General features: G+C 45.1%; 21 protein-coding genes. 17 read left to right on the forward strand and 4 right to left on the reverse strand.

The window, feature by feature from the left end; genetic code table 11:
* The first annotated feature begins 191 nt into the window (after nucleotides 1-191).
* The 5 genes from BLV50_RS20255 (at nucleotide 192) to BLV50_RS20275 (ending at nucleotide 3,778) form a co-directional block, all read left to right on the forward strand.
* Nucleotides 192-752 (forward strand): DUF4367 domain-containing protein, encoded by a 561-nt coding sequence (locus BLV50_RS20255; RefSeq protein WP_177031229.1) that lies wholly within the window; start codon nucleotides 192-194, stop codon nucleotides 750-752.
* A gap of 169 nt (nucleotides 753-921) precedes the next feature.
* Nucleotides 922-1,356, forward strand: a complete 435-nt coding sequence (locus tag BLV50_RS20260) for a hypothetical protein (RefSeq protein ID WP_090809664.1) — start codon at nucleotides 922-924, stop codon at nucleotides 1,354-1,356.
* Nucleotides 1,357-1,536: 180 nt separating this feature from the next.
* Entirely contained in the window at nucleotides 1,537-1,998 is a 462-nt protein-coding gene (locus tag BLV50_RS33130; protein ID WP_218135416.1) for a pilus assembly protein, read from the forward strand.
* A 598-nt stretch (nucleotides 1,999-2,596) separates the two neighbouring features.
* The gene (locus BLV50_RS20270; RefSeq protein ID WP_218135417.1) at nucleotides 2,597-3,190 is read left to right on the forward strand and encodes a hypothetical protein; all 594 of its coding nucleotides are present in this window, start codon (nucleotides 2,597-2,599) and stop codon (nucleotides 3,188-3,190) included.
* A 132-nt stretch (nucleotides 3,191-3,322) separates the two neighbouring features.
* The gene (locus tag BLV50_RS20275) at nucleotides 3,323-3,778 is read left to right on the forward strand and encodes a DinB family protein (RefSeq protein WP_090809670.1); all 456 of its coding nucleotides are present in this window, start codon (nucleotides 3,323-3,325) and stop codon (nucleotides 3,776-3,778) included.
* A 117-nt stretch (nucleotides 3,779-3,895) separates the two neighbouring features.
* Here BLV50_RS20275 and BLV50_RS20280 read toward each other — a convergent pair whose 3' ends face one another.
* Entirely contained in the window at nucleotides 3,896-4,450 is a 555-nt protein-coding gene (locus tag BLV50_RS20280; protein WP_072734641.1) for a stalk domain-containing protein, read from the reverse strand.
* A 100-nt stretch (nucleotides 4,451-4,550) separates the two neighbouring features.
* Here BLV50_RS20280 and BLV50_RS20285 point away from each other — a divergent pair, with 100 nt between their 5' ends.
* The 5 genes from BLV50_RS20285 to BLV50_RS20305 all read left to right on the forward strand — a co-directional run bounded on the left by BLV50_RS20285 (nucleotide 4,551) and on the right by BLV50_RS20305 (nucleotide 10,782).
* A complete protein-coding gene (locus BLV50_RS20285; protein ID WP_072734640.1) occupies nucleotides 4,551-4,994 on the forward strand; it encodes a GNAT family N-acetyltransferase in 444 nt (147 codons plus the stop codon).
* Between the two features lie 105 nt (nucleotides 4,995-5,099).
* The gene (rarD, locus tag BLV50_RS20290; protein ID WP_072734803.1) at nucleotides 5,100-5,978 is read left to right on the forward strand and encodes an EamA family transporter RarD; all 879 of its coding nucleotides are present in this window, start codon (nucleotides 5,100-5,102) and stop codon (nucleotides 5,976-5,978) included.
* A gap of 21 nt (nucleotides 5,979-5,999) precedes the next feature.
* Nucleotides 6,000-6,317, forward strand: a complete 318-nt coding sequence (locus BLV50_RS20295) for an AbrB/MazE/SpoVT family DNA-binding domain-containing protein (protein WP_063565341.1) — start codon at nucleotides 6,000-6,002, stop codon at nucleotides 6,315-6,317.
* 432 nt (nucleotides 6,318-6,749) lie between these two features.
* Nucleotides 6,750-9,902: a GNAT family N-acetyltransferase gene (locus BLV50_RS20300; protein WP_090809672.1), complete on the forward strand. Its 3,153-nt coding sequence runs from the start codon at nucleotides 6,750-6,752 to the stop codon at nucleotides 9,900-9,902.
* Nucleotide 9,903: 1 nt separating this feature from the next.
* Nucleotides 9,904-10,782 (forward strand): amidohydrolase family protein, encoded by an 879-nt coding sequence (locus BLV50_RS20305; RefSeq protein WP_064636030.1) that lies wholly within the window; start codon nucleotides 9,904-9,906, stop codon nucleotides 10,780-10,782.
* 170 nt (nucleotides 10,783-10,952) lie between these two features.
* On the opposite strand, the gene BLV50_RS20310 is transcribed toward BLV50_RS20305, so the two are convergent.
* Nucleotides 10,953-11,909: a phosphotransferase family protein gene (locus BLV50_RS20310; RefSeq protein WP_072734637.1), complete on the reverse strand. Its 957-nt coding sequence runs from the start codon at nucleotides 11,907-11,909 to the stop codon at nucleotides 10,953-10,955.
* 125 nt (nucleotides 11,910-12,034) lie between these two features.
* A complete protein-coding gene (locus BLV50_RS20315) occupies nucleotides 12,035-13,051 on the reverse strand; it encodes a hypothetical protein (RefSeq protein ID WP_090809674.1) in 1,017 nt (338 codons plus the stop codon).
* A gap of 260 nt (nucleotides 13,052-13,311) precedes the next feature.
* Here BLV50_RS20315 and BLV50_RS20320 point away from each other — a divergent pair, with 260 nt between their 5' ends.
* Nucleotides 13,312-15,369: a methyl-accepting chemotaxis protein gene (locus tag BLV50_RS20320; protein WP_090809676.1), complete on the forward strand. Its 2,058-nt coding sequence runs from the start codon at nucleotides 13,312-13,314 to the stop codon at nucleotides 15,367-15,369.
* A 173-nt stretch (nucleotides 15,370-15,542) separates the two neighbouring features.
* On the opposite strand, the gene BLV50_RS20325 is transcribed toward BLV50_RS20320, so the two are convergent.
* Nucleotides 15,543-15,917, reverse strand: a complete 375-nt coding sequence (locus BLV50_RS20325; protein ID WP_231952416.1) for an iron-sulfur cluster biosynthesis family protein — start codon at nucleotides 15,915-15,917, stop codon at nucleotides 15,543-15,545.
* A gap of 85 nt (nucleotides 15,918-16,002) precedes the next feature.
* Here BLV50_RS20325 and BLV50_RS33560 point away from each other — a divergent pair, with 85 nt between their 5' ends.
* The 6 genes from BLV50_RS33560 to BLV50_RS20350 all read left to right on the forward strand — a co-directional run bounded on the left by BLV50_RS33560 (nucleotide 16,003) and on the right by BLV50_RS20350 (nucleotide 22,055).
* Nucleotides 16,003-16,128, forward strand: coding sequence for a hypothetical protein (locus BLV50_RS33560; RefSeq protein ID WP_256336611.1), 126 nt, complete (start codon nucleotides 16,003-16,005; stop codon nucleotides 16,126-16,128).
* Nucleotides 16,129-16,165: 37 nt separating this feature from the next.
* Nucleotides 16,166-17,194 carry a LacI family DNA-binding transcriptional regulator gene (locus tag BLV50_RS20330; RefSeq protein ID WP_064636034.1) on the forward strand — a complete coding sequence of 343 codons (1,029 nt, stop codon included), beginning with the start codon at nucleotides 16,166-16,168 and terminating at the stop codon, nucleotides 17,192-17,194.
* A gap of 182 nt (nucleotides 17,195-17,376) precedes the next feature.
* Nucleotides 17,377-18,636, forward strand: a complete 1,260-nt coding sequence (locus BLV50_RS20335; RefSeq protein ID WP_063565347.1) for an ABC transporter substrate-binding protein — start codon at nucleotides 17,377-17,379, stop codon at nucleotides 18,634-18,636.
* A gap of 78 nt (nucleotides 18,637-18,714) precedes the next feature.
* Complete coding sequence (locus tag BLV50_RS20340; RefSeq protein ID WP_063565348.1) at nucleotides 18,715-19,602, forward strand: carbohydrate ABC transporter permease; 888 nt, start codon at nucleotides 18,715-18,717, stop codon at nucleotides 19,600-19,602.
* A complete protein-coding gene (locus tag BLV50_RS20345) occupies nucleotides 19,595-20,440 on the forward strand; it encodes a carbohydrate ABC transporter permease (RefSeq protein WP_063565349.1) in 846 nt (281 codons plus the stop codon). Before BLV50_RS20340 ends, BLV50_RS20345 begins: the two co-directional genes overlap by 8 nt.
* An 82-nt stretch (nucleotides 20,441-20,522) precedes the next feature.
* Entirely contained in the window at nucleotides 20,523-22,055 is a 1,533-nt protein-coding gene (locus BLV50_RS20350) for a glycoside hydrolase family 30 protein (RefSeq protein WP_256338002.1), read from the forward strand.
* Nucleotides 22,056-22,124 lie beyond the last annotated feature (69 nt).

Below are 22,124 nucleotides of genomic sequence, written 5' to 3' on the forward strand. Positions count from 1 at the left end.
CAATTGATGATTCCTATGTTTGGATCAGTATACCTCAGAGTAGATGATGACGCAGGAGAGAGTTAGACCACTTGAATAATGGCGGAAATCTCAGAGTAACCGACTCTGGGATTTTTTGTGTTTAAACTAAAGGGAAGAATAGTTGAATTAAACAATGGCATAATATTACTAAAAAAATGGAGGAAATGCCCTTGTCTAAACGGATTGTTTTATTAGTTTTTATCTTTATGCTTTCTGTTGGAATCAACAATGACCTACTCATCGCATCAGCTAAACCTACGCAAGCTTTTTCAAATATGGATTTGGACAAGCTGCAAACTGTTGCGGATTTCAAACTCTTTACGCCGTCTTACTTGGTTGAAAACTATAAATTAGAAATTAAGGAGCCATACCCGTTTGTTATTAGTCCACCCGTTTCAAAAGTTAGACTTCATTTTTTTGATGAATCAGGACAGAAATATTTGTTTGGAATTGAAGAACATAAGGCGGGTGGATATAAAGTAAACCGAGTTGTCACTAACGTCGATGTTCGTAAACGATCAAGTACAACAATAACTATAGTCGAGGATTTTAAATTTAATGAACATGGAGAGAAAATGAACATTAATGGAATCGAAGGGCGATTTGAACCATGGGCTAACCATATACCAGGAGGATATCTACGATGGGTACAAAATGATACTTTCATTGAAATGGACAGCGGAGAATTAACTAAAGAGGAAATGATCGCGTTAGCAAAATCAATGAGATGATTCAGTAATTCAAACTAACGGAAAACGAAAGTAATTAAGGCTGCCAGCTTACATGGGAGCCTATTTTATTTGACTTTAAGTAAACTACGAAAGCGGAATGGCTTTTATCCTTGAAATTAAGCAACGAATTCGATATAAATCCGTTGTAGTATGAGAGAGGTGATATGATGTGACAAAAATGAGTAGTTGGATCTTAATGTTGGTATTAGTGGTATCCACGATATTTGCTGGGTGTTCTTCAACAGAAAAAAATGAAGAAACTGTGACTCAAAGTGTAGTAGCATCTGATTTTGTTCTCGAAGTAACAACGCCAACTATTATAGTTACTGGTGAAGCAATAAAAGTAAAAGGGACTCTTAAATATACGGGTATTAAACCTGTTGAAGTTTCCCATGGAGAACCAATCATTCGTTTTTACTTTTCGGGTAGTAACGAGGAGCGTAATTATAAGGATATGGCATATTTAACTGAGTTTAAGTCAGGTCAACTAGTCGAGGTTGAAGATGAATTTATAGTAACAAAAAAAGGGAAACAAAATCTTCTTGTAAATATTGATGGGGATATCTCATTAACAATGAATCCAATTGAAATTCTTGTTAAATAATCTTAGTTGAATTCAACTAACGGGCAGGTTAACTCAATGCCATTTTGTGAATTACAGATGTAACTTTCATTGAATTGATAGCGTTATTAATAACGAGGAACGACTTATAGATTTTAGAATAACTAATAAAAGAATACGAGGGATAAAGTTGTTGCTGTTTTATTATTATCTTTAACAACAGTGACCGTAACTGCCTGTGATTCAACAAGTTCAACGCAAGAGAATACCACTACTCCAAAGTCTGGTGTATTATCAAGCAAGTCAACAAGTACAACCCTTACTAATTCTTTAAGTGAAGAAGAGGATAAACCCTCGCACTATATTGCTTCTGGGGGCGCAACGATACAGCAACCCTTTTCAATAAATCCGGAATTTGTACATATAAAACTTCTAATGAAGAACAATAGTAGCCATGAAGTCAATGTTAGTTTAACACACTTAGATACTAGTGAAGTGTATTTCGCTAGAACGATTGCTGCTGGGGAATCTCTGGATTGGATAAATATTAATCAAGGTTTCACGCAAGGCATACGTACTGGAGGCTACTTGCTTCAATGGAGCGGTGGCGGTTATAACGTTGATGGGGAAGTATGGGGAGCAGCTGTTTCAGACCCGGACGATACTGCTCCTCTATCTTATTGAACTAACGGGCAGGTTAGTTTTAATTTGAGGTATCGCTGCATGGAATCAATAGAACGATCTATGTGGTAAAATATAGGAGGAGTACTATTCAAAAAGTGAGGAGGCAACAAATACATAATGGTCAATGACCTATACCGAAAAATTGGTCTCTTATTTTTAAAGAAAAATCTAGTTCAGTTAGCATTTCAGTTTTTTATTTCAGCGTTAATCGGAGTTATATATACTTTTATGATCATTGATGAAACTATAGGTGGCTATATTAATAAAGTATTACCCAGTAAGGATGGACCGGATTTTTATCATTATCTGCCCATTGTGATCACTGTGTTAATTTACTCGTGTTTCATTCAAAGAAAAGAAAGAATTTTTATAGAAAAAATTTCATTCAGTTGTCTTCATATTTTGATTGCAATACTAAGCTGTATTTCTTCTCTTATCGTTATCATGATGGTTCAATTCCCATTGATGAACTAACTAAATTATCAACTAACGAGCAGGAACGAGCAGGCTAGTTCACGGTACAAATATACTAAAGGGCAGAATACCAAGAAGCTTAGGAGGGAACAGGAAGATGATACGGGGTGTAATTATTGAAGGGATGTCTACTGTAGGAAAAACATCATTATTTTCTGCTATAAAGAGATTACATAGTCAAACACCGAATAGTGAAAAAACTATAATTTCAATAAGTGAACACTATTCACAAGTATTGCATTCATACCAAGGTGTTTTAAGATCCATGGATAAGGATGAGCATATTTCACTTCTAAGTCGACATGTTGATTATCTTGAACAACAATACGATTGGATTAGCTCTCTTGGTCATTCCAAACCATCCAAAGGTATATTTTTTCTTTTAGAGAGGTTTCATGTAAATCATAGAGCTGCATTTAAAGCCTCTCCTGAGATTGAGCTGCTTGAGAAACGTCTATCCAGGATGAATGCACATTGTGTACTCTTAACCTTGACCCCGGATGCTGTTGAGTCTAGGTTTATTGAAAGTCGCGGTGAAGCGTGGAAGTCATATGTGATGGGAAATTCTACTACTCCCCAAGTATGTGAAACGTTTTTAGATAATCAAGAAAATCTTCGAATGGCTACGAAACAATCAGTGATTCCAACTTTAGTGATTAACACAGATGAAGCAGACTGGGATGCTTATGCAAAACAAGTTCTTACGGATTTACGTTAAACGTTGGCGTTCAACCAAGACACTACGGAATTTGTTCAGATATCAGTTAAATCAAATGAAAAGCTTCTTTGATGAAACTATCGGATGGTAGCAGGTTAAATTAATCAATGAGATGAAGAGGGGGAAATCGAAATGAAGACGATCAAGTGTATGATGGACCACCTGTACTGGGCGGACCGACGTATCTTGGAAGCGCTCGAAGAGAGTGGGACGAAGAACAAGGACCTTCTGAAACTCGTTCGGCATGTCGCGGTCGCGGAACGAGTCTGGCTGTCTCGTTTGCAGGGCAAGGGCAGTGCGCAATATTCGTTGTGGGAGGAATCGGAAGACCTGACGGCGATCCGGACGATATTCGAAGAAAACGCTGAGCAATATCGCGTCTATATCGAAGGGCTTGAGGAATCTGAGTTGGATGAAATGATCGACTACGCGAATCAGAGTGGGGTTCCATTCCAAACATCCGTCCGGGACATCCTCTTGCAGGCTCTCTTACATGGGCAATATCACCGAGGACAGATCAATCGGGCACTTCGGATCGAATCGGCAGAGCCTGCCCAAGTCGATTACATCACGTTCGCGAGGCTCTAACGGGCAAGATAGCGTGGCATATAGAGGACTGGATATTCATAGATAGGTTTCTTAATAAGAGGAAAAGAAACCTATCCTGGGGATAACCGAAAGAGAATTAGAAAATATAGGTTTTAATTAATCATTAAACTCAACAAACACATGCATATACTTATCTAATCCTGGAAGACCAGTCGTTTCTTTGATATCCAAAAATTTAAGTTTTTCTTCCCAGTCCACTCTTTCTTGGTCGGACTCATCATCAGCTACTTCAAAAATATATGCTAGAACAAATGCATCGATACTGGAGACTCCGTTTTTCAATTGTACCCACTCTTGCGGAAGAACTACTTGGTTCTTACCCACTTCGATGCTCTTACCAGAGAAATTAAGAATCAATTCCTGTCCTTGATTTTTAATCGTAGTCACTTTGTTCTTTCCATCCCATTTAATTGTTGCTCCGGATGCTTTAAAGACATCCTTCACTGGAACATAAGTGGAGTTATACGTCGTTGTAGTCAACTTGTGGTCCTTTGTGATATTTAGTTCTATCTTTTTTAATGAAGGATTATATGTATACGCTGCACGTTCCTTAAAAGGTAGATCCTTTAAAGGTTGGTCCGTAGCAGATGCAACCGACACTACACCCACAACTAAAGTTGACATCAAAAATAGAGAAACTAATCGCTTCATCTTGATTCCTCCTTAAGTATTGTTATTCACGTAACATAAACGCTACAAGACAGGAAAATGTTTCCTTTAAAATCCAGTTGTATGAAAAGGGAGAATAGGCATGGAAATTAAGATACGAGAAATTGCAGCGAATGATTATACTGAAGTTGTTTTTTTATGGAACGATGTGCTTGAGATTCGCAATGTTAATGATGAAAATTTTCGAGATACTACAGAAAAAATGAATGAGGACGGGAATTACAAAACATTTGTTGCATTATTTGAAAATGATGTGGTTGGTTTTGTAACTATAGTTCAGGCATTGTCCATAGGGGCTTCGATTGGTTATTTACATATACAAGCTCTTGCCGTTAAAAAAGAATTCCAGCATCGTGGGGTAGGTACACAACTATTAAGACATACTGAAAATTATGCTAAAGAACTCGGAATATCTAGTATTATTTTATGTAGCGGATTCAAGCGAACTGATGCCCATGCTTTCTATGAGCATAATGGCTATGACAAAGATTCATACTGCTTTGATAAGATTATTAACCTTGACTAATTAATAATAATTAAATCAAATTCATCAATTATTTCCTTTACTTGAGAGGGGATTGAGACGTATAATCCGTTCAGACATCAGAGCAAGAAGAGGGGAAAAATGATTATGAATAACGGGTTAGTCAACGCTATTATTGCGTATATCATGTGGGGGGTTCTCCCGCTTTATTGGAAGTTGTTTAGCGAAGTTCCGGCAGGCGAGATTCTGTCGCATCGGGTTGTTTGGTCTTTCGTTTTTATGGGTATTCTGGTCGCCGCCCAGCGTCGCTGGGGTGACATAAAGCGGATTGCAACTAACCGCTCGCTTCTTCTGTCCCTCACCGCCAGCGGAATGCTGATTGCAGTTAATTGGCTTATCTTCATCTGGGCGGTCAACAACGGCCATGTCGTCGAGACAAGCCTTGGCTATTATTTGAATCCGTTGCTGAACGTCTTGTTAGCGGTTCTCTTCCTTCGTGAGAAGCCAAACCGCGGCCAATGGCTCGCGATTGCCATCGCTGGAGCAGCGGTGCTTATCATCGCGATTGACTATGGACGGTTTCCGTGGGTCGCGATCTCGCTGGCCGCGTCATTTGGCTTGTACGGCCTGGCGAAGAAGAAGATCAAGCAAGACGCTTCTATAGGCTTATTCTCGGAGACGGCTGTAGTCCTGCCTGTCGCGCTCGGCTACTGGATCTATTTGGCCGTTGTGGGGAAAACGACGGCATGGACGCTGCCTGCACCGACGTTCATTGAATTGCTTCTTTCCGGCGTGGTCACGGCGCTACCGCTGCTCTTTTTTGCGCGAGCAGCCGCCCGGATGTCGCTGTCAACGCTCGGCTTCGTTCAATACATCGGGCCGACGATCATGCTGTTACTGAGTATATTCGTATTCAAGGAATCGGTCTCGCCGGTTTTGCTCGTTGGCTTTGCTCTCATCTGGACAGCGCTCGTGGTATACGCTACAGCATCGATTCGCGGCGCGAAACTCGCGAAGGCGAGTTGATGGCATAGTACCCCGGTAGGGATGAAGTGGAAAACCCTGGAGCATCAATCAAACGAAAGGCGTGGGATTGCCATGACTACAGCCACACTTAGCAAATGGGGAAATAGCAGTGCAATTCGCATTCCTAACCAATTGCTTAAGCGTCTTAATCTGGAAGAAGGCTCGGAAATTGAGATTTTGGTGACAGAAGATAATGAATTGTTGTTGCGTCCAAAAACCAAGCCTGTAGAGTCCAATGAGGAACTACGTAACCATCTAAAGACGTTGCTCTCTAAAGTGAAACAGGATACAAGACATGAAGAAATAGACTTTGGCACAGAAGGGAACGAGCTACTTTGATCATTCCCAGCCATACGACCAGACAACTGTACTAACATGAATTTAATGAAGTAACGGGTTTTGCTGTTGTATGTCGCTTAATGAGACAATCCCAATGAAATCAGTTCTACGCAATGTCCGTTCTATATTGGCATAATTGAAGATTATTAGCTGTTCGTATACCTAAATCCACGTCTAACTCAGAGACGTGGATTTTTTCTTTCATACCTAAATAGATTCGTCCATCACTGACGCTTCGAACAAGAGCCGAAAGGCACTTATAAGTTGGAAAGAAAGATTTTTAATCCTCTGAAAAAGCTTCCATTTATAGTATGATAAGACTATCGCTAGCTTCTTCAAACATGGCCTGTATTATCTCTGCGGCTATCGGGCAAAGGCCATATCGAATGATCACGAAGACCATCCTATAGATAAAGATAAGGAGATCCAAATATGACAGTAACTTCGATCATGGAACAAATCCGCATTATCGAATACGATCCCTCCTACGCCGCTGCAATCGCTGATATGTGGAACCGCAGCAATGAAAGTTGGGGAGGTGGCACCAACCAGAGAACGGAGGATACCGTTCGCCGGGAGATGGAGACTTCGTCCAATCTTCATGTATTTCTCGCCGTTCATGAGAAAGAGGTTGTTGGCTTCTGCAGTTTCGCCCACTACCGCTATGACGAGAATGCCCTGTATGTACCGCTGTTGAATGTGCGCCCCGATTATCACGGCTACAAGGTCGGACGTAATCTGATCCTGAACGCCGTTCGCAAGACTGTGGAAGCGGGATGGCCTCGCCTGGATCTGTTCACTTGGGCAGGTAACACCAAGGCTGTACCGATGTATAAGAAATGCGGGTTCTTCTGGGAAAAAAAGGATGAAAATGTGCATCTGATGAACTTCATCCCGACCATTTTGCAGACGGAAGCACTTGCTCCTTATTTTGAGGAGCTGGATTGGTACGCAGACAGCACCCGCGAACTCGTCATCGAGCCGGATGGCCGACGGGAGCGTGGTTTCGATTTCTTTGATTATTCCTGGAAAAAGGGAGATATCTCTTTACGAGCCGAATTCGAGAAATCGGGTCGCGGGCTGACAGCTCTTGAAACACCGGATTACGAAATTACCACAGAGATCGACGATCATGATCTCGTATTTGGTTCCACATACAAGGTTCGCTACCGGATCACGAACCGCTCAGCATCCGAGCTGAAGTTTGAGATCAAGGGCCAAGACAACAAAAATATTCGTTTTGCGCTGGACGTTGCAAGAGCAGTTGCTCCGGGAGAAACGGTAATCGTGGAGGGCGAATTCCACCTTGATTCGGTTCAAGAGGAGCAAAGTCAGAATAAGACCCATCCCGTTGTGACGAGCACATGGCTGATCGGTGGCAGGAAAGCCGAGTTTCGTATGGGCGTTGCCCCGAAATTCCCGGCCAAGATCAACACGGCGTTGCCCGTGAAAGAGCTCTATACAAGCGTTCCTGCTGAGCTATACCTGAACGTGGAGAATAATTTTGATTCCGAAGCAGTGTTCACTTTTGACTTGCCAGAAGAAGAATTCCTGGAGTGGGCAGAACGCTCGGTGCGCCTCACGGTCCCTGCAAAAGGCAAAGCATCTGTTCCCGTAGCGTTCACCTTGCGTTCGTATGGTCTCTATTCGCGAGAAGTAGAGGTAACAGCTGTTCCGACGGATAGACAAGAGGTATCTTTTACAACCAAGCTGTCTGTTCTAATGAAGGGAACACAAGGACGTTACGGTGGGGAAAATGGGGAACAGTGGGTGGCCGTGAACGGTGCATTCTCCCTCCATATGAGCAAGCAAGAGAACAACATGTGGATTGAATATCCTGGCTCGGTTCACACGTTCTGGTGGACCTATCCGAAGCTCGGTAAGCCATTTGCAGAAGAGTTCTCCAAGAAACAAGCCAAGGAAGTGAACATCTATCCGGAGGGAGAAAACCAGGTTCTCGAAGCACTGTATGAATCGGAAGATTTCCCTGGTATAGAGATCAAGTCCGTGGTCAAGCTGTCTGCCAACGGAATTGCGGAGTTTTACCACGAAATTGGGAATACGCGCAGCGCAGAGCTGGAAGAGAATATGTTCTTGATGACGAACTTTGGTTTCTTCGGCAACCGGCTTATTCTCCCGTACCAAGGCCGTTATGTAGATATGGGCGATGCGTACTCTGGCGATCCGAGCCACTGGGACAGCGCCCAAATTACAGAGAACTGGCTGTTCTGCAAGGAGGAGTATGGTGCTTGCGGTATCTATTGGGACCCTTCGCTGAAGCTGCTTCGTCCGGAACACACACTGGGGTTACAGCATGAGCTAGGCCGGATTCCAGCAGGAGCCGTTGTGCAAACAAAGGCGACCGTATTTGCTCTGAATACCTTTGCCAAATGGCAGGATTTCCGGTCTTTCGCTCAAAAACGGCATAACCCGGTTGTACCGAAGCTGGACAACCATCTTGAGCTGGCATTGGGTGGTGGCAATCCGTTTGCCCAGGATGTGCTGACTGCAGAGCTGATCGAACGGAAGATGGTTCCGCTCGCTGGAAACCTGGAACTGTACGTGCAGAATGGTGGCACACCAGAGCATTTAGCTGCTGATATGGAATTAAATCGAGAGCAGGATCTGCGCTCTGCTAAATTGCAGTTCTCCCCTGAGGAAAAGGATGCGACAGAAGAACGTGAATTTGGCTGGAAGGCTCGGGCCGTATATCGAGGCGAGGATCGGATTCATGAACGTACCGCCCTCTGGTATCCGCAGACAGGAACAGCCGTTGATTGCGTGATTGAGGAAGGTCCAGCAGGTCCTGTGTACACGGTGAGCAACGGAGTTCTTTCGATGGCAGCTGCCCCTGGTTTCGGAAGTGTCGTGCATTCCTTGAAGTACCAGGGTGAAGAATGGCTGGACAGCACGTATCCGGAAGCAGCACCACGTTCCTGGTGGAATCCATGGTACGGTGGACTTGGTGTAGGTATCCCTGGTATGAACGGTTTCAGCCGTCAGTTGGAACAAAGAAGCGCAGCTTGGACGGAGCAGAAGGATGAATTCGGTAACGTCTGGAAAGGAATTCAGATCACAACCCGCATCGAGAAGCATGAAGCGAATCGGGGAATCACGGTACAGCAGCATTACCTCATGCTGCCCGGCGTTCCTATTCTCTGTGAGTTGCACTCGGTTACGAACGAAAGCGGATTGGCGCTGGATTACTCGCTAGCCGAGGAACATTTCTTCAAACCCTCGCCTGTCTTTGCTGATGGTTGGCTGGAACACCCCGAGCAAGGGCGGTACCCTCTTGGAAAGCTAGATGGATATCTTCAGTCCAAAGGTTTCTTGCGAATGGGTTCAGTTTCGCGTAAAGACATGCTGCATGCAGTGAATCGTTACCCTAATCAGAATGCTGCGGGGTTTGTGAACAATGTGGTGCTTGGTCACAATGTGTATCACAATCTGCCACTGCTGAACGGGGAAACGGTCTGGACAGAGCCGACCTATCTGATCTTGGGGCAAATTCCTCTGAATCCAGAGGATGTACGTGGCCTTCTGCAGCTAGACTTTGCAACTTCAAAAGGTGAAAAGGAGGCTTAACATGCCGATTATTGACATTCACATTCATCTGTCGGATATCGACAGCTTTCATCGAACGGCAATAGATTTATCGAAAGTGGATTACTCTGCCGCTGGCCTCAAGGCGGAGTTTGATAAGAACGACGTTATTCTTGGCATCGGAATGGGGGTTACGGAGCAGACAAAGGGAGCATTCCCGGATTCCAGTTCTCCCAACCCGATGGGACTTGATTTGGAAGAAACGGTTCCTTCATTCCTGATGGAATGCGTCGGCATTAATCCAAACCACCTAGGTGGTGAAAACGCTCAGGACGAGCTGGACCGGATTGAAGCACGATTGCAAGCTCCTGAGGTAGCCGGAATTAAACTATATGCGGGGTACTATCATCACTACGTGTATGACAAAATCTACACACCAGTCTATGAACTCGCAGCAAAGTATAACGTGCCGGTGGTCATTCATACGGGGGATACATACTCCATGAATGGATTGCTCAAGTATGCACATCCGCTGACCGTGGACGAATTAGCCTTTCAACAGCGCGGCGTGAATTTTATGATCTGTCATTTGGGTGATCCTTGGGTGATGGATGCCGCTGAAGTTGTGGCGAAGAACCCTAACGTTTACGCAGATCTGTCCGGCCTCGTTGTCGGTGATCGGCCCCATTTTGAACGATTTATGAACGAGCCCTTATTCATGGATCATTTCCGCCGGGCGCTGGTGTATTCGGATCATTACGAGAAAATGCTGTTCGGAACCGACTGGCCGCTTGCGCCGATCGATCTGTATGCAGAATTCGTCCGCCGACTTGTGCCGGAGCAGCATCATGAGAAGGTATTCTATGAGAATGCTTTTGGTTTATTTCCGCGCATTAAACAGCGAATTGCAGATTTGGGTTAAGCACCAGTTCATAATTGTTTGTGAAAAATGTAAGCCATGTAGGTCGTGGAAGCATACGATGTTCATGCTGAATCTATATCATGTAAGCTCCTGTCACCTCTGGTGGCAGGAGCTTTTTTTTCGGCAAAACAGTGAATTCATCTTATGCTTAACCTGGAATAAGGAGGGGATTAGGAGAACAAAGGTTGAGTTACCATCTTCATATACTTTTTTAAGTCGTCTTTTGCATATGAGTGTTGTTCCCATACCCCAAGGTTCCAACTCATATAGCGGATGCCAAGGTATCGGGATGCCAGGGAGAAATATTTTTCGAATTGATCTTGTGGAATATCGTATCCGTGGGAACTTAGGGCCTCCCGATAGATGTCTACTTGTCTCATATGGCTACAGCGTAGAGGAATATCGAAGAACAAGGAGCCGTACCTTGCTTCCTCCCAATCAATAAAATAGACATCCTCATTGTTATGTACCAGTACGTTTCCGGGATTCAGATCATTATGGATCATCGTATGCATATGTTCATCTCTGATCAGAACTTCAAGATCATCTACGATGGTACTGGCTAGAGCTTCAATTTCCGATATGATTGGTAATCCAAATTCCGCAATGAATGCTGGGTTTTCTATGGCGGCGTTCCACGAAGGTTTCCAACGATTTTCCATCATGCCGATGATATGATTCCGATCCACAGTGGGTATCCAGGGCATTTCTTTTTGTAACCCCATATTCGTTCCATGTATGTAAGCCAGCGCTCGTAATTCTTTATTCTGAAGCAGATCCATATCCAGATGGCTATAATCGGTTTGGTAGTCCACATCCTGAATGCAGATCAAGCAGCGATCTTCAGTATGAGGCTCACTTGTTAGACTAAATGGCACATTCGCGCCTTGTGAAAATAATCTGGTCAATGCAGAGCGTTCTATGAACGTGGCTTTCTTCGTAATGACAGAAATGTCCTTTTGCACTCCATTGACTAGGAATTCAATATGATGTCGAAGCAATTCCACGGCCTGAAGTCCCAATTGGATAGGGTTACTTTCCATGCTTAGGATGTGAGCATCCGAGGATACATACTGATGGATGGTTTGTTCTATTAATGCTTGTACTGTGATAGATTCCTTACTCATCTGATTGCTCCTTCCTGCTTATTAGTTAAGTAGCTTACCAAGCTTCGCTGTAGTTACAAGTGAAACAAGCACCTTATTGGTGAGCCCACTCTACAAGAGCATTCCTGTGTTTCTCAGCAACGTCCCTATTTTGCTATTGTTTTTGTGAAATTATTAATGAATCCCTCTTTTTGAAGAAATACCTCTTCGAATTCTTGCGTTTTCAAATCATAGTAATAGATTCCCCGTTCATGTTTGATGTTTGCATCTACATATTCCCCAAGGAAATAAAAACCTCGTCCATCTTTGGATAAGCGCAATTCGCTGCTGGCCTTGATAGGAAAGGACATTTTCGTTCTTTCGCCTGTTCTGATATTCACCATACTGTATTCAATAGGATATTTATTGATGTGTTTTGCTGTGGCAATCATGATCTGATCTGCACGTGCGGACAGAGTTAAGATTTGTTCCTCATGCAGTTCAATGACCTTACGGGTCTGCATGGAAATAGGATCTATTTCAATGATGGTATGGTTTGGAGGAACCAACGGTGTTTGCGCCTTATTGGACTGCTCCATATGAATGTATTGCTCTTCTTCGGAATATTGGATGGCATAGGTTTTTCTCGTTTCCGGGTTATACGAAATATCCCATGTAGTTGTATCCGAATCATAGTCATTCAAGATGTTCATCTCTTGTGTTTTCTGATCAAAGAAAATGACTTTGACAGGACGCTCTCCCTTTTTAACAGCAGCCATAACCAAAGTATGATCAACGGTATCTGGAATAATTGAATTAATTGCAAATAAGCCTGTGCTTAATTGTTGAGTCTTTTGTGCCTGAATATCATAGGAAAACAACTCGTCACCCTTATCTTTTCCAACTCCTGAATAATAGATGGTGTCATTTGCTAAGGAAGCTACAGTTAAGGGATATTGTGAGGTATAAGGTAAATCAGATAGTTTAGTTAGAGCCTTCGTTTGGATGTCGTATGTGTATACTCTCATGATCATACCATCATCGGTATCAGTTCCATTAACATATTCCGTGTTTGTAATTGAGAGATATTCATGTGCTTCTTCTTCTGGACCACACCCTGCAATGAAGAGAAGTAAAGTTATTACGACTGCAATAAATTGGTTGGGTAAGATCGTTCTTTTCATTATCTTTACACCCTTTTCACTAAAAGAAACGATTGATGAATTCAAAGTGAATTATACCTTTATTTTACAAATGGAGTAAATGAAAAAAAATTAGACTAGTTACATATAGTTCTATTTTTATATAGATGAATATGAGTTTTAAAAAAACATTTTCAGTGTCAAACGTTTTTCCTGCTGAACAATTGATTGATATCTACCGATATAAAGTTAACCCATACAATATTGGACACAATCAAGGATGAAATGGAAGGTGGATTCATTTGGTATTCGCGAAGGCGAGAGAACGCGTAATCAACATGTCGTTCAGAGTCAAATTGCCGCTAATGATCGGTTTACTGGTAACCCTCGTATTGGCGGTAACTGCGGTTTTATCTTACACTGTAGCAGCAGTGATTACCCTCGACAAAAGCAAGGATGAGATTAAAGCAACCTCTGACCGGATTGGTGCGGGCTTGTTCACTTCACTAACGTTGGAAGAACAATCCACGTTCCTGATTACAACACATGGCACATTTCAGGAATTGCTGGAGATTCGAAATAGCGAAGGACAGAATGATGATGTCTTTTTCTCGGAAAATAGTGAACTCGTGGATAAGTCCAATGGTATATTGGCAGACAGCCTCGCGGGGATGGAAGGCAACAGCAATATCATATTGCTGGACCGGAAAGGCATCGTTGTTGCAGCGAACGATCCTGAAGCCCTCGGGGGAGAACGTGCAGATCGTGCGTATTTTCAACAGGCGGTTCAAGGCCAGAATGTAATTAGTGAAGGGGTTATCTCCAAGTCACTGGGTACGCTGGGTACTGCTTTTGCAATGCCGATCTACGATGAAAACAAACAAGTGGAGGGCGTACTTGTATCTACCGCATCAACCTCGTTCTTCGTTGACCAGCTTCAGAACATCAACATTAATGAAGAGGGAAAAGTCATTATTCTGGACCGCGTAGGTACAGTAATGTTCAATTCGGCGGATGAAAAGATGGCGGGGCAGAAGCTTGAGTCTGGTGAATATCAGTCACTGATTGATCTGCCTTCTAACGAGCAGTTGCAACAAGGCGATGTTAGCACAAAGGACAAAGTAATCTTTTATTCCAAAATTCCAAGATCGGATTGGACCATCATTGTTGAAGATAAACTAAGTGATGTGCAGAAGCCATTAGGGAAAATGGCGAAACAGATGTATATCGTCCTGTTCAGCGCAATTGCGGTGTCTATCATCGCAGGAATACTGATCTCCTTACTGGTTACCAAACCCATTACAAGGCTAACAGCATTGTTCAGACAACTTGCAGACGGGGATCTGACGGTGCAGGCTAAGGGCAAATATAGCGGAGAATTCAAACAACTGGTGGACAGCTTTAACACGATGGCGGCGGGCAACCAACAGCTGATTTCCAGCATGAATCATTCCATCAGCGTACTGAAAACAAGTACAACCGAACTGGATCTGTCCACCCAGCAGACTTCGACCTCCATTGCCGAAACAACGACAACGGCGTTTGAAATTTCACGAGCGATGGAATCTCAGGCCAATGATACGGAAGCGATCGTGGATAAGTTCATGAACGTGGGCAATAAAATTGAGAACGTTAATGAGATGTCGCAGTCAGTGAAGCTCAAGGCAGACGAGATTACGGATGCATTCAAAAACAACCATAAGGTCATTGATGTGTTGATTGCGGTGAACGAACAGAACGAGGCCGAAGTGAACAATATTTCCAAGATTACAGTGCAGCTCGCTGAAAGCTCCTCTGGCATTCACCAAATTACAGGTACGATAACCGAGATTGCGAATCAGACGAAGCTGCTTGCACTCAATGCCTCCATTGAAGCCGCTAGGGCAGGCGAGCATGGGCGTGGCTTCGCCGTCGTTGCATCGGAGATCCGCAAATTGGCGGAGCAGACCACAGCCCAATCGGAGGATATCAGCCGGATTGTGATGCAGACGATTGATCATGTCGAGCAGAATAACCGGAGCGTACAAGCCATTGAGGCGATTGCTGAACAGCATAAGAGCAGTGTAGGCCAGACCAAGGAAACGTTCAATTTTGTCACCCAAAATATGAATGAAATGATGGACCAGGTTCAGGCGATTGCCTCCGAGATTGAATCCATTGAACGCGATAAGGATGACGTCATTGGAGCTGCACAGAACTTGTCTGCTTCAGGTGAAGAAGTGTCTGCATCCGTGGAGGAAGTGACCGCGACGATGGAGGAACAGTCAGGCATGACCGAGCATCTGTCAGAGATGGTACAGACCATCGATGGATTGACCAAACAGCTTGCCGAAGCATCATCCCGGTTCAAAACAAAGTAAATAAGCGCATGATGTCATTTGACAAGATCAGGTATGCTGCGATTGGTCCAAGAGATAACTTTCCAGTCACACAACTGATGCAGGTCATACAAAAACAAACAAAGAAGAAACCTCCCAGCCCGTTAATTTTCAAGGGTTGGGAGGTGTTTTCGTAGGTCCATATTTTCCAACTTTTATCGTACGAACCAACTGAGCGGCTGCTGCGAAGTGTCTGCGGTATCCCGAAGATCATGGGCTTTGACATGATTACCGTAGATCATGGAATCACTGCTCAATCGGTAGGAAGGGAAACTGTTCTCTGATTGCAGGCGAAGGCAAGGTTCGAAATAGATCTGTTGCTGTTTGTTGATAAGGAAAGGAAGCGAATCGGATTCAATCCGAATGTCATCACTGTCTGGCTCGTTAACGATCAGAAGCACAGCAGTACCATCACATCCGCATCCATCGGTGTCATAAAACAGCTTGAAATAGCCCGGCCGATCTCCCAGCATCGCGTTAAGTCTTGATTCTGCCAGCGGACTGACCTGAATGATCATAACGTCGTTCACACTCCTCTAATCACCTTATGAATTCGCTTACAATCTAATATATGGAACAATGGTGTGAAATAGAAGGGAAAGCAGGCTGAATCCGATGAAAATTACAACTTTGGTGGATCATCCAATCGAATGGTTCAATTACTTGAATATCATCGGTGGAGATGCTGTGATGGAGCCTCGGAATGAAACCCATTTCATCCCGATTCCTTATCTGGTATGATAAGCAGGAATATTAGAGAAAAAGGATGGTTCCACATATGACACCGATTACCATATATGACATCGCCAAAGAAGCGAACGTATCCGTATCCACGGTCTCCCGTGTGCTGAATGATACGGCACCTGTGCGTGCTAGCACAAGGGAGAAGATCATGTCTATCATTGAAAAACACCAGTTCCAACCCAACGCGCAGGCGCGCAGTCTGATCAAGAAAGAGACGGGAACCATTGCGATCATCCTGCCGGACATTACGAATCCGTTCTTCCCAGAAGTGTTCTGGGGGGCTGAGAACGAGGCACGTGGATTGGGATATACATTCTTCCTGTGCAATACGGCCGGGGATTACAGCCGGGAGTCCGAGTATCTGTCTATTTTGCGCGAGAAGCGGGTAGATGGCATTATTTTTCTCGGTGGACGAATCAACATGCAGGTCTGTCCGGATGAGATGGCTCAGGAATTGATTGATATGGGCAAACGTATGCCGATCGTGCTGGTCAATGGCAACATTGCCAAAGGCGGATTCCATCGGGTGTACACGGATGAAGGAGCAGGAGCTGTTTTGGCTGCAGAACATTTGCTCGAACTGGGACATCGGGATATTGCTTTTGTGGGCGGTTTGAAGGAGTTGTCCACCACGATGGTTAAGGTCAAGGCCATTCAGAAAAAACTGCGTGAGCATGGACTCGAAATACCGAAAGATCGTCAACTGCTTGGAAGCTTCTCCATTGAAGATGGCAAACGGGAGATGTCTAAGCTGCTGGACCGTGGAAACCCTCCAACAGCGGTGATCTGTGTGAACGACTACACGGCGATTGGTGCGATTAAGGCGACCATTGAGCATGGCTTATCGATTCCGAAGGATATTTCCATTGTCGGTTTTGATGATACGCCGCTCGCAAGTGCGGTTATACCGGAACTGACGACTGTTTCTCAGAATACGTATCAGCTGGGCAAGCTGGCCGTGGACAAGCTGCATGAACTGATTAATCAGGGTAATCCGAAGAAACAGACCATTCTGCAACCAGAGCTTGTTGTCCGCCAAAGTACTGGACCCGCACCACGATAAATGGGAAATGTTTGGAAAAGAAAGCGTTGACATTTCTTCGGAGGGTGAAATATAATGAGGTCGTGAATGAAACCCCTTTCATAAACTGGAACGGGTTTTAATTTTAAACTTTATGAAACCCATTTCATGAAACGGGTTTCAGTTGTCTGATCTTCCATTCATATTTCAAGGGGGCGCACGGTATGAGAAAAAGTTTAAAGGTCATTTCGTTATTGATGTTGGTCATGGTAATGGGTCTGACAGCCTGTAGCAAGGGTGACAGCGGTGCAGCTGGGGGAAAGGTCGATCTGAGCATGACGATCTGGGGCTCGGAGGACGAGAAGAAGATTTATCAGGAGAGACTCGACATTGTGAAGCAGACCTATCCCGATATTAATGTGAAACTGAACGTCGTTGCCGGGGACTATGATCAAAAGGTTCAGACGATGATCGCCGGAGGAACCGCACCAGACATCATGATGATTGCCGAGAACTATCAGGCGTACGCCTCCAAAAACCAAATTGTTTCGCTGGATGATATGATCCAGGCCAACAATGTGAACATGTCAGAGCGTTATTCTGACGACATCGCCAACCTGATGAAATTCGATGGTAAACAGTTCGGAATGCCGGACCGCGCAGGCGCGATGGTACTCTTTTACAACAAAGACCTGTTCGACAAGGCCGGGGTGGAATACCCGACCAAGGAATGGACGCAGGAAGACCTGCTCGCCGCTGCTCAGAAGCTGACAGTGAAGGAGAATGGCAAAACGGTTCAATGGGGGTACTACCCAGGCAGCTGGTGGCCGCAATGGATGCAATTGATCTACCAAAACGGTGGCTCCCTGTTCGATGAGAGCGGCAAACCTACCTTCAATACCGAACCTGTACGTAAAGCACTGCAATTCATGAATGATCTGACCTTCACCCATGGTGTGGGACCAACGCCAACGGAGATTGCCGACATGGGAAATATCGGTGCTGACCCATTGTTCGCCCAAGGCAAGATTGCTATGGAGACGACGGGATTCTGGAATATCGGTTCACTTGCCAAGGTGGAAGGCATCAATTGGGACATTTCTCCGATATGGGGAGAGACCAACGCTTTCTTCAATGGCTTTACGATTACGAACGCGTCCAAACATAAGGAAGAGGCATTCAAAATCATAGAGGCGCTGACTACACCAGAAGCTCAATTACCAATGATCAAAGCGGGCCAGGATGCTCCGGCAACGAAGGCAGGCCTATCCAGCGATGAGTTCCTGAATGCCGAATATGGCGGCAAGAAAATCAACATGGCTGCTTTCAGCGAGTCCACCATTTACGCCGAGCCGTTCAATCCGCAATGGAATGAAATGATGAAGCTCATTAACGACAAGCTGGGTGTCTACTTCAACAATAAAGCCTCACTGGATGATACCGTGACTGAAATTCAGAGCGGACTGGAAAGAATCTACAAATAGCATCGACAGGGGACAGACGGAATTCGGCATGAATGAATCCGGGTTTCGTCTGCTCGCTTCGTTATGGGAGGGCTTAACGTGAGAAAAAAGGACGGGAAATGGTTTTATATATTCATCTCGCCTTGGCTGATTGGATTCCTTGGACTAACCCTGGGTCCGATCCTGTTTTCCATCTACATGAGCTTCACCAATTGGGATCTGTTCCAGTCTCCTGAATTCATCGGTATAGACAATTACAAAAACCTGTTGACCGATGACCCGATCTTTTGGAAATCCGTAGGCAATACCTTCTTCTACGCATTAATATCGATTCCGCTAGGCATGTCCATCTCGCTCTGGATCGCGTATTACCTCAACAAAAAAATCAAAGGTATTACCTTCTTCCGCATCCTGTTCTATCTGCCATCTGTCGTTCCGGTGGTTGCAAGCTCACTACTCTTCATCCATTTGCTCGCTCCAACGGAAGGGTTGATCAACCAGGCACTTGCCATCTTCGGCATTCAAGGCCCTGCTTGGCTGCTTGATCCAAACTGGGTTAAACCAGCTTTGATCCTCATGTCGCTATGGGGCGTCGGGGGCGGCGTGGTACTGCTGCTGGCGGGTATGAAAGGTATTCCTCAGGAGCTGTACGAGGCCGCCGCCATTGATGGGGCGAAGAGCTCGCAATCGTTCTTCCACATTACATTTCCAATGCTGACTCCCGTCATCTTCTTCAATCTCGTCACCGGGATGATCGGGGCGCTCCAGACGTTCGCACAGGTATTCATCGTTACAGCAGGTGGACCGGATAATGCCAGTCAGATGGTTGTTCCTTACCTGTTCCAGAATGCGTTCCAGTTCTACAAAATGGGATATGCATCGGCCATTGCCTGGGTGCTGTTCATCATCATCATGGCGTTGACCCTGGTTGTGTTCCGTTCGTCGGCGCTATGGGTGCATTACGAGGAGGGCAAAGCAAATGAGTAATCCATCCACTGTAGAGAAAACGATATCTTACATTTTTCTGATTCTGGTCGGGGTGCTGCTTGCTTCCCCTTTCCTGTACATGATCTCCATCGCACTGGCGAGTGACGCTACAACCGTAAAATCAGCCTTTACCTTCATACCGCTCGAATTCCAATGGTCCAATTTCTATACGATCTTCACGAATAACAATCTGGGTACTTATCTGAAAAATTCAGTCATTATTACCGTCATTACCATTATCGGATCGGTGTTGTCAGCATCGGTCGTATCTTACGGCTTCGCTCGGATCAAGGCGAGAGGCAGTCGGTTCCTCTTCATTGTACTGCTTAGCACGATGATGATTCCGGGCGAGGTGACGATGGTGCCGCAGTTCATCATCTTCCGTCATCTGGATTGGATCAATACATTCTATCCACTGATTGTGCCTAGTTTTTTCGCCGGAGCATTCAACGTATTTCTCATTCGGCAGTTCGTCATGAGCATTCCGAAGTCGCTTGATGAAGCTGCCATGATCGACGGCATGGGACATCCAGGAATCTACTGGAAAATCATTATGCCACTCACCTATCCGATACTTGCCGCCATCGCCATTTTCTCGTTTTCCTATAACTGGGGGAACTTCATGGGGCCGCTCATTTACATCAATGATCCGGAGAAAATGCCACTGGCGCTCGGTGTTCAGCTTCTGACCACGGTCGGTGGAGGACAGATGCCGCCATGGAACCTCGTTATGATTGCTTCCCTGTTTCTGACCATTCCGATGGTGCTGGTGTATCTATTAGGACAGCGTTATGTCTACGAAGCGAATATCAGTGGTGGCAGCAGCGGGATCAAGTAACGGGAGGTGAACGCAGTGTTGAAGCCAATGTTGAAAAGCAAGAACCGTCTACATCGCACATGGATAAAGGGCTGCATGAATCATGAATAACAACAAGGACCCTTTCAACAATGACAACCATAATCATCACAAGCAGCGCAGGTGGCGTAGCCGGAGTTACATCCTGATGGGTGTGGCCCTGATCGCGCTCCTTGCAGGAGGAGGGATTATCATCAATCATTTTGCCAATGAATCATCCAAAACACTTGCATTCCAAGGTGAGCCGATACGTCTGAAGCTGGAGCAATCCTATGATCATTTTGAAGGCTGGGGTACGTCGCTTGCGTGGTGGGCCAACGATCTTGGAGGATGGAAAGATCAAGCAAAGGTCAGTGAAGTCATGGATCTGGTGTTTGATGCAGAGAAAGGGCTAGGTCTGAACATTGTTCGCTACAACATTGGCGGCGAGGAGAATCCCGACATGAAGGCGCTTCGGCCCGGGGGAGATATTCCCGGCTTCCAGCCTGAACCCGGCGTGTGGAATTGGGAGGCAGATGCAGGACAACGTGCCGTATTACAAGGTTCTTTGGAACGTGGGGTCAACATCGCTGAAGCGTTCTCCAATTCACCCCCTTACTGGATGACGATTAGCGGCTCGGTTACGGGTGCCGTGGATGGCAGCAACAATCTACGAGAGGATCAGTACGACGCGTTTGCCGATTATCTGACCGAAGTAGTGAAGCATTATCGCGATGAGTGGGACATTACGTTCCGTACACTTGACCCCCTCAATGAACCTTCCTCTGATTGGTGGAAGAAAGGCAACATGCAGGAAGGCAGTCATTTTACCAATGAGAAACAAGCCGAAATTATCAAGAGGGTTGCGGCATCGCTCAAAAGTAAAGGGCTGGACGGTACGCTCATCAGTGCTGCGGACGATAATAGCATTGACGAGACGGTGCACAATTTCAGCCTCTATGATCAGGATACGCTTGATGTGATCGACCAGATTAACACGCACTCCTATAATGGTAGCAAAATGGAAGAGCTTCGCACGTTGACCGAGCGACATGGCAAGAAACTGTGGATGTCCGAGTATGGGACGGGTGGCAGTGAACCCCATAGTCACGAGGACATGACTTCCGTGCAGGAGCTCGCGGAGCGCATCATGTTCGATCTGAAAATCATGCAGCCTTCTGCCTGGGTGTATTGGCAGGCGGTTGAAGATGAAGGTGCCAACAATAACTGGGGCTTTATTCATGCGAACTTTAATGGAGAAGAGCAGTACGAGATGACAAAACAGTATTATGGCATGGCCCAGTTTACGAAATTCATCCGTCCAGGTGCAACGATTATTCCAACAGATGAAGGGCGAACACTGGCTGCCTATGATGCAGGGCAGAAGAGATTGGTACTGGTGATTCGCAATGAGTTATCTGCCGGAACCACAGCATTTGAACTGGGGGCATTTGACTACAGCAGTACTTCTACAGCACAGGTTTATCAGACGTCACCGGATCGGAACATGGAGCAGCTTGAAAATGTTCCGGTGTACACCAATGGACTGGAAGTCTCGACTGCGGACAATTCCATCACCACCGTTGTATTAGAAGGCGTAACGTTGCAGGCGAACTGAAGGTTAAGCAATTTATCATTTTCTGTCATCGCAGTGATGAACTCAAACACAGAGAAGGAGGGCTTATCT

The organism is Paenibacillus sp. 276b, assembly GCF_900107875.1.
Taxonomy (GTDB): domain Bacteria; phylum Bacillota; class Bacilli; order Paenibacillales; family Paenibacillaceae; genus Paenibacillus; species Paenibacillus marchantiae.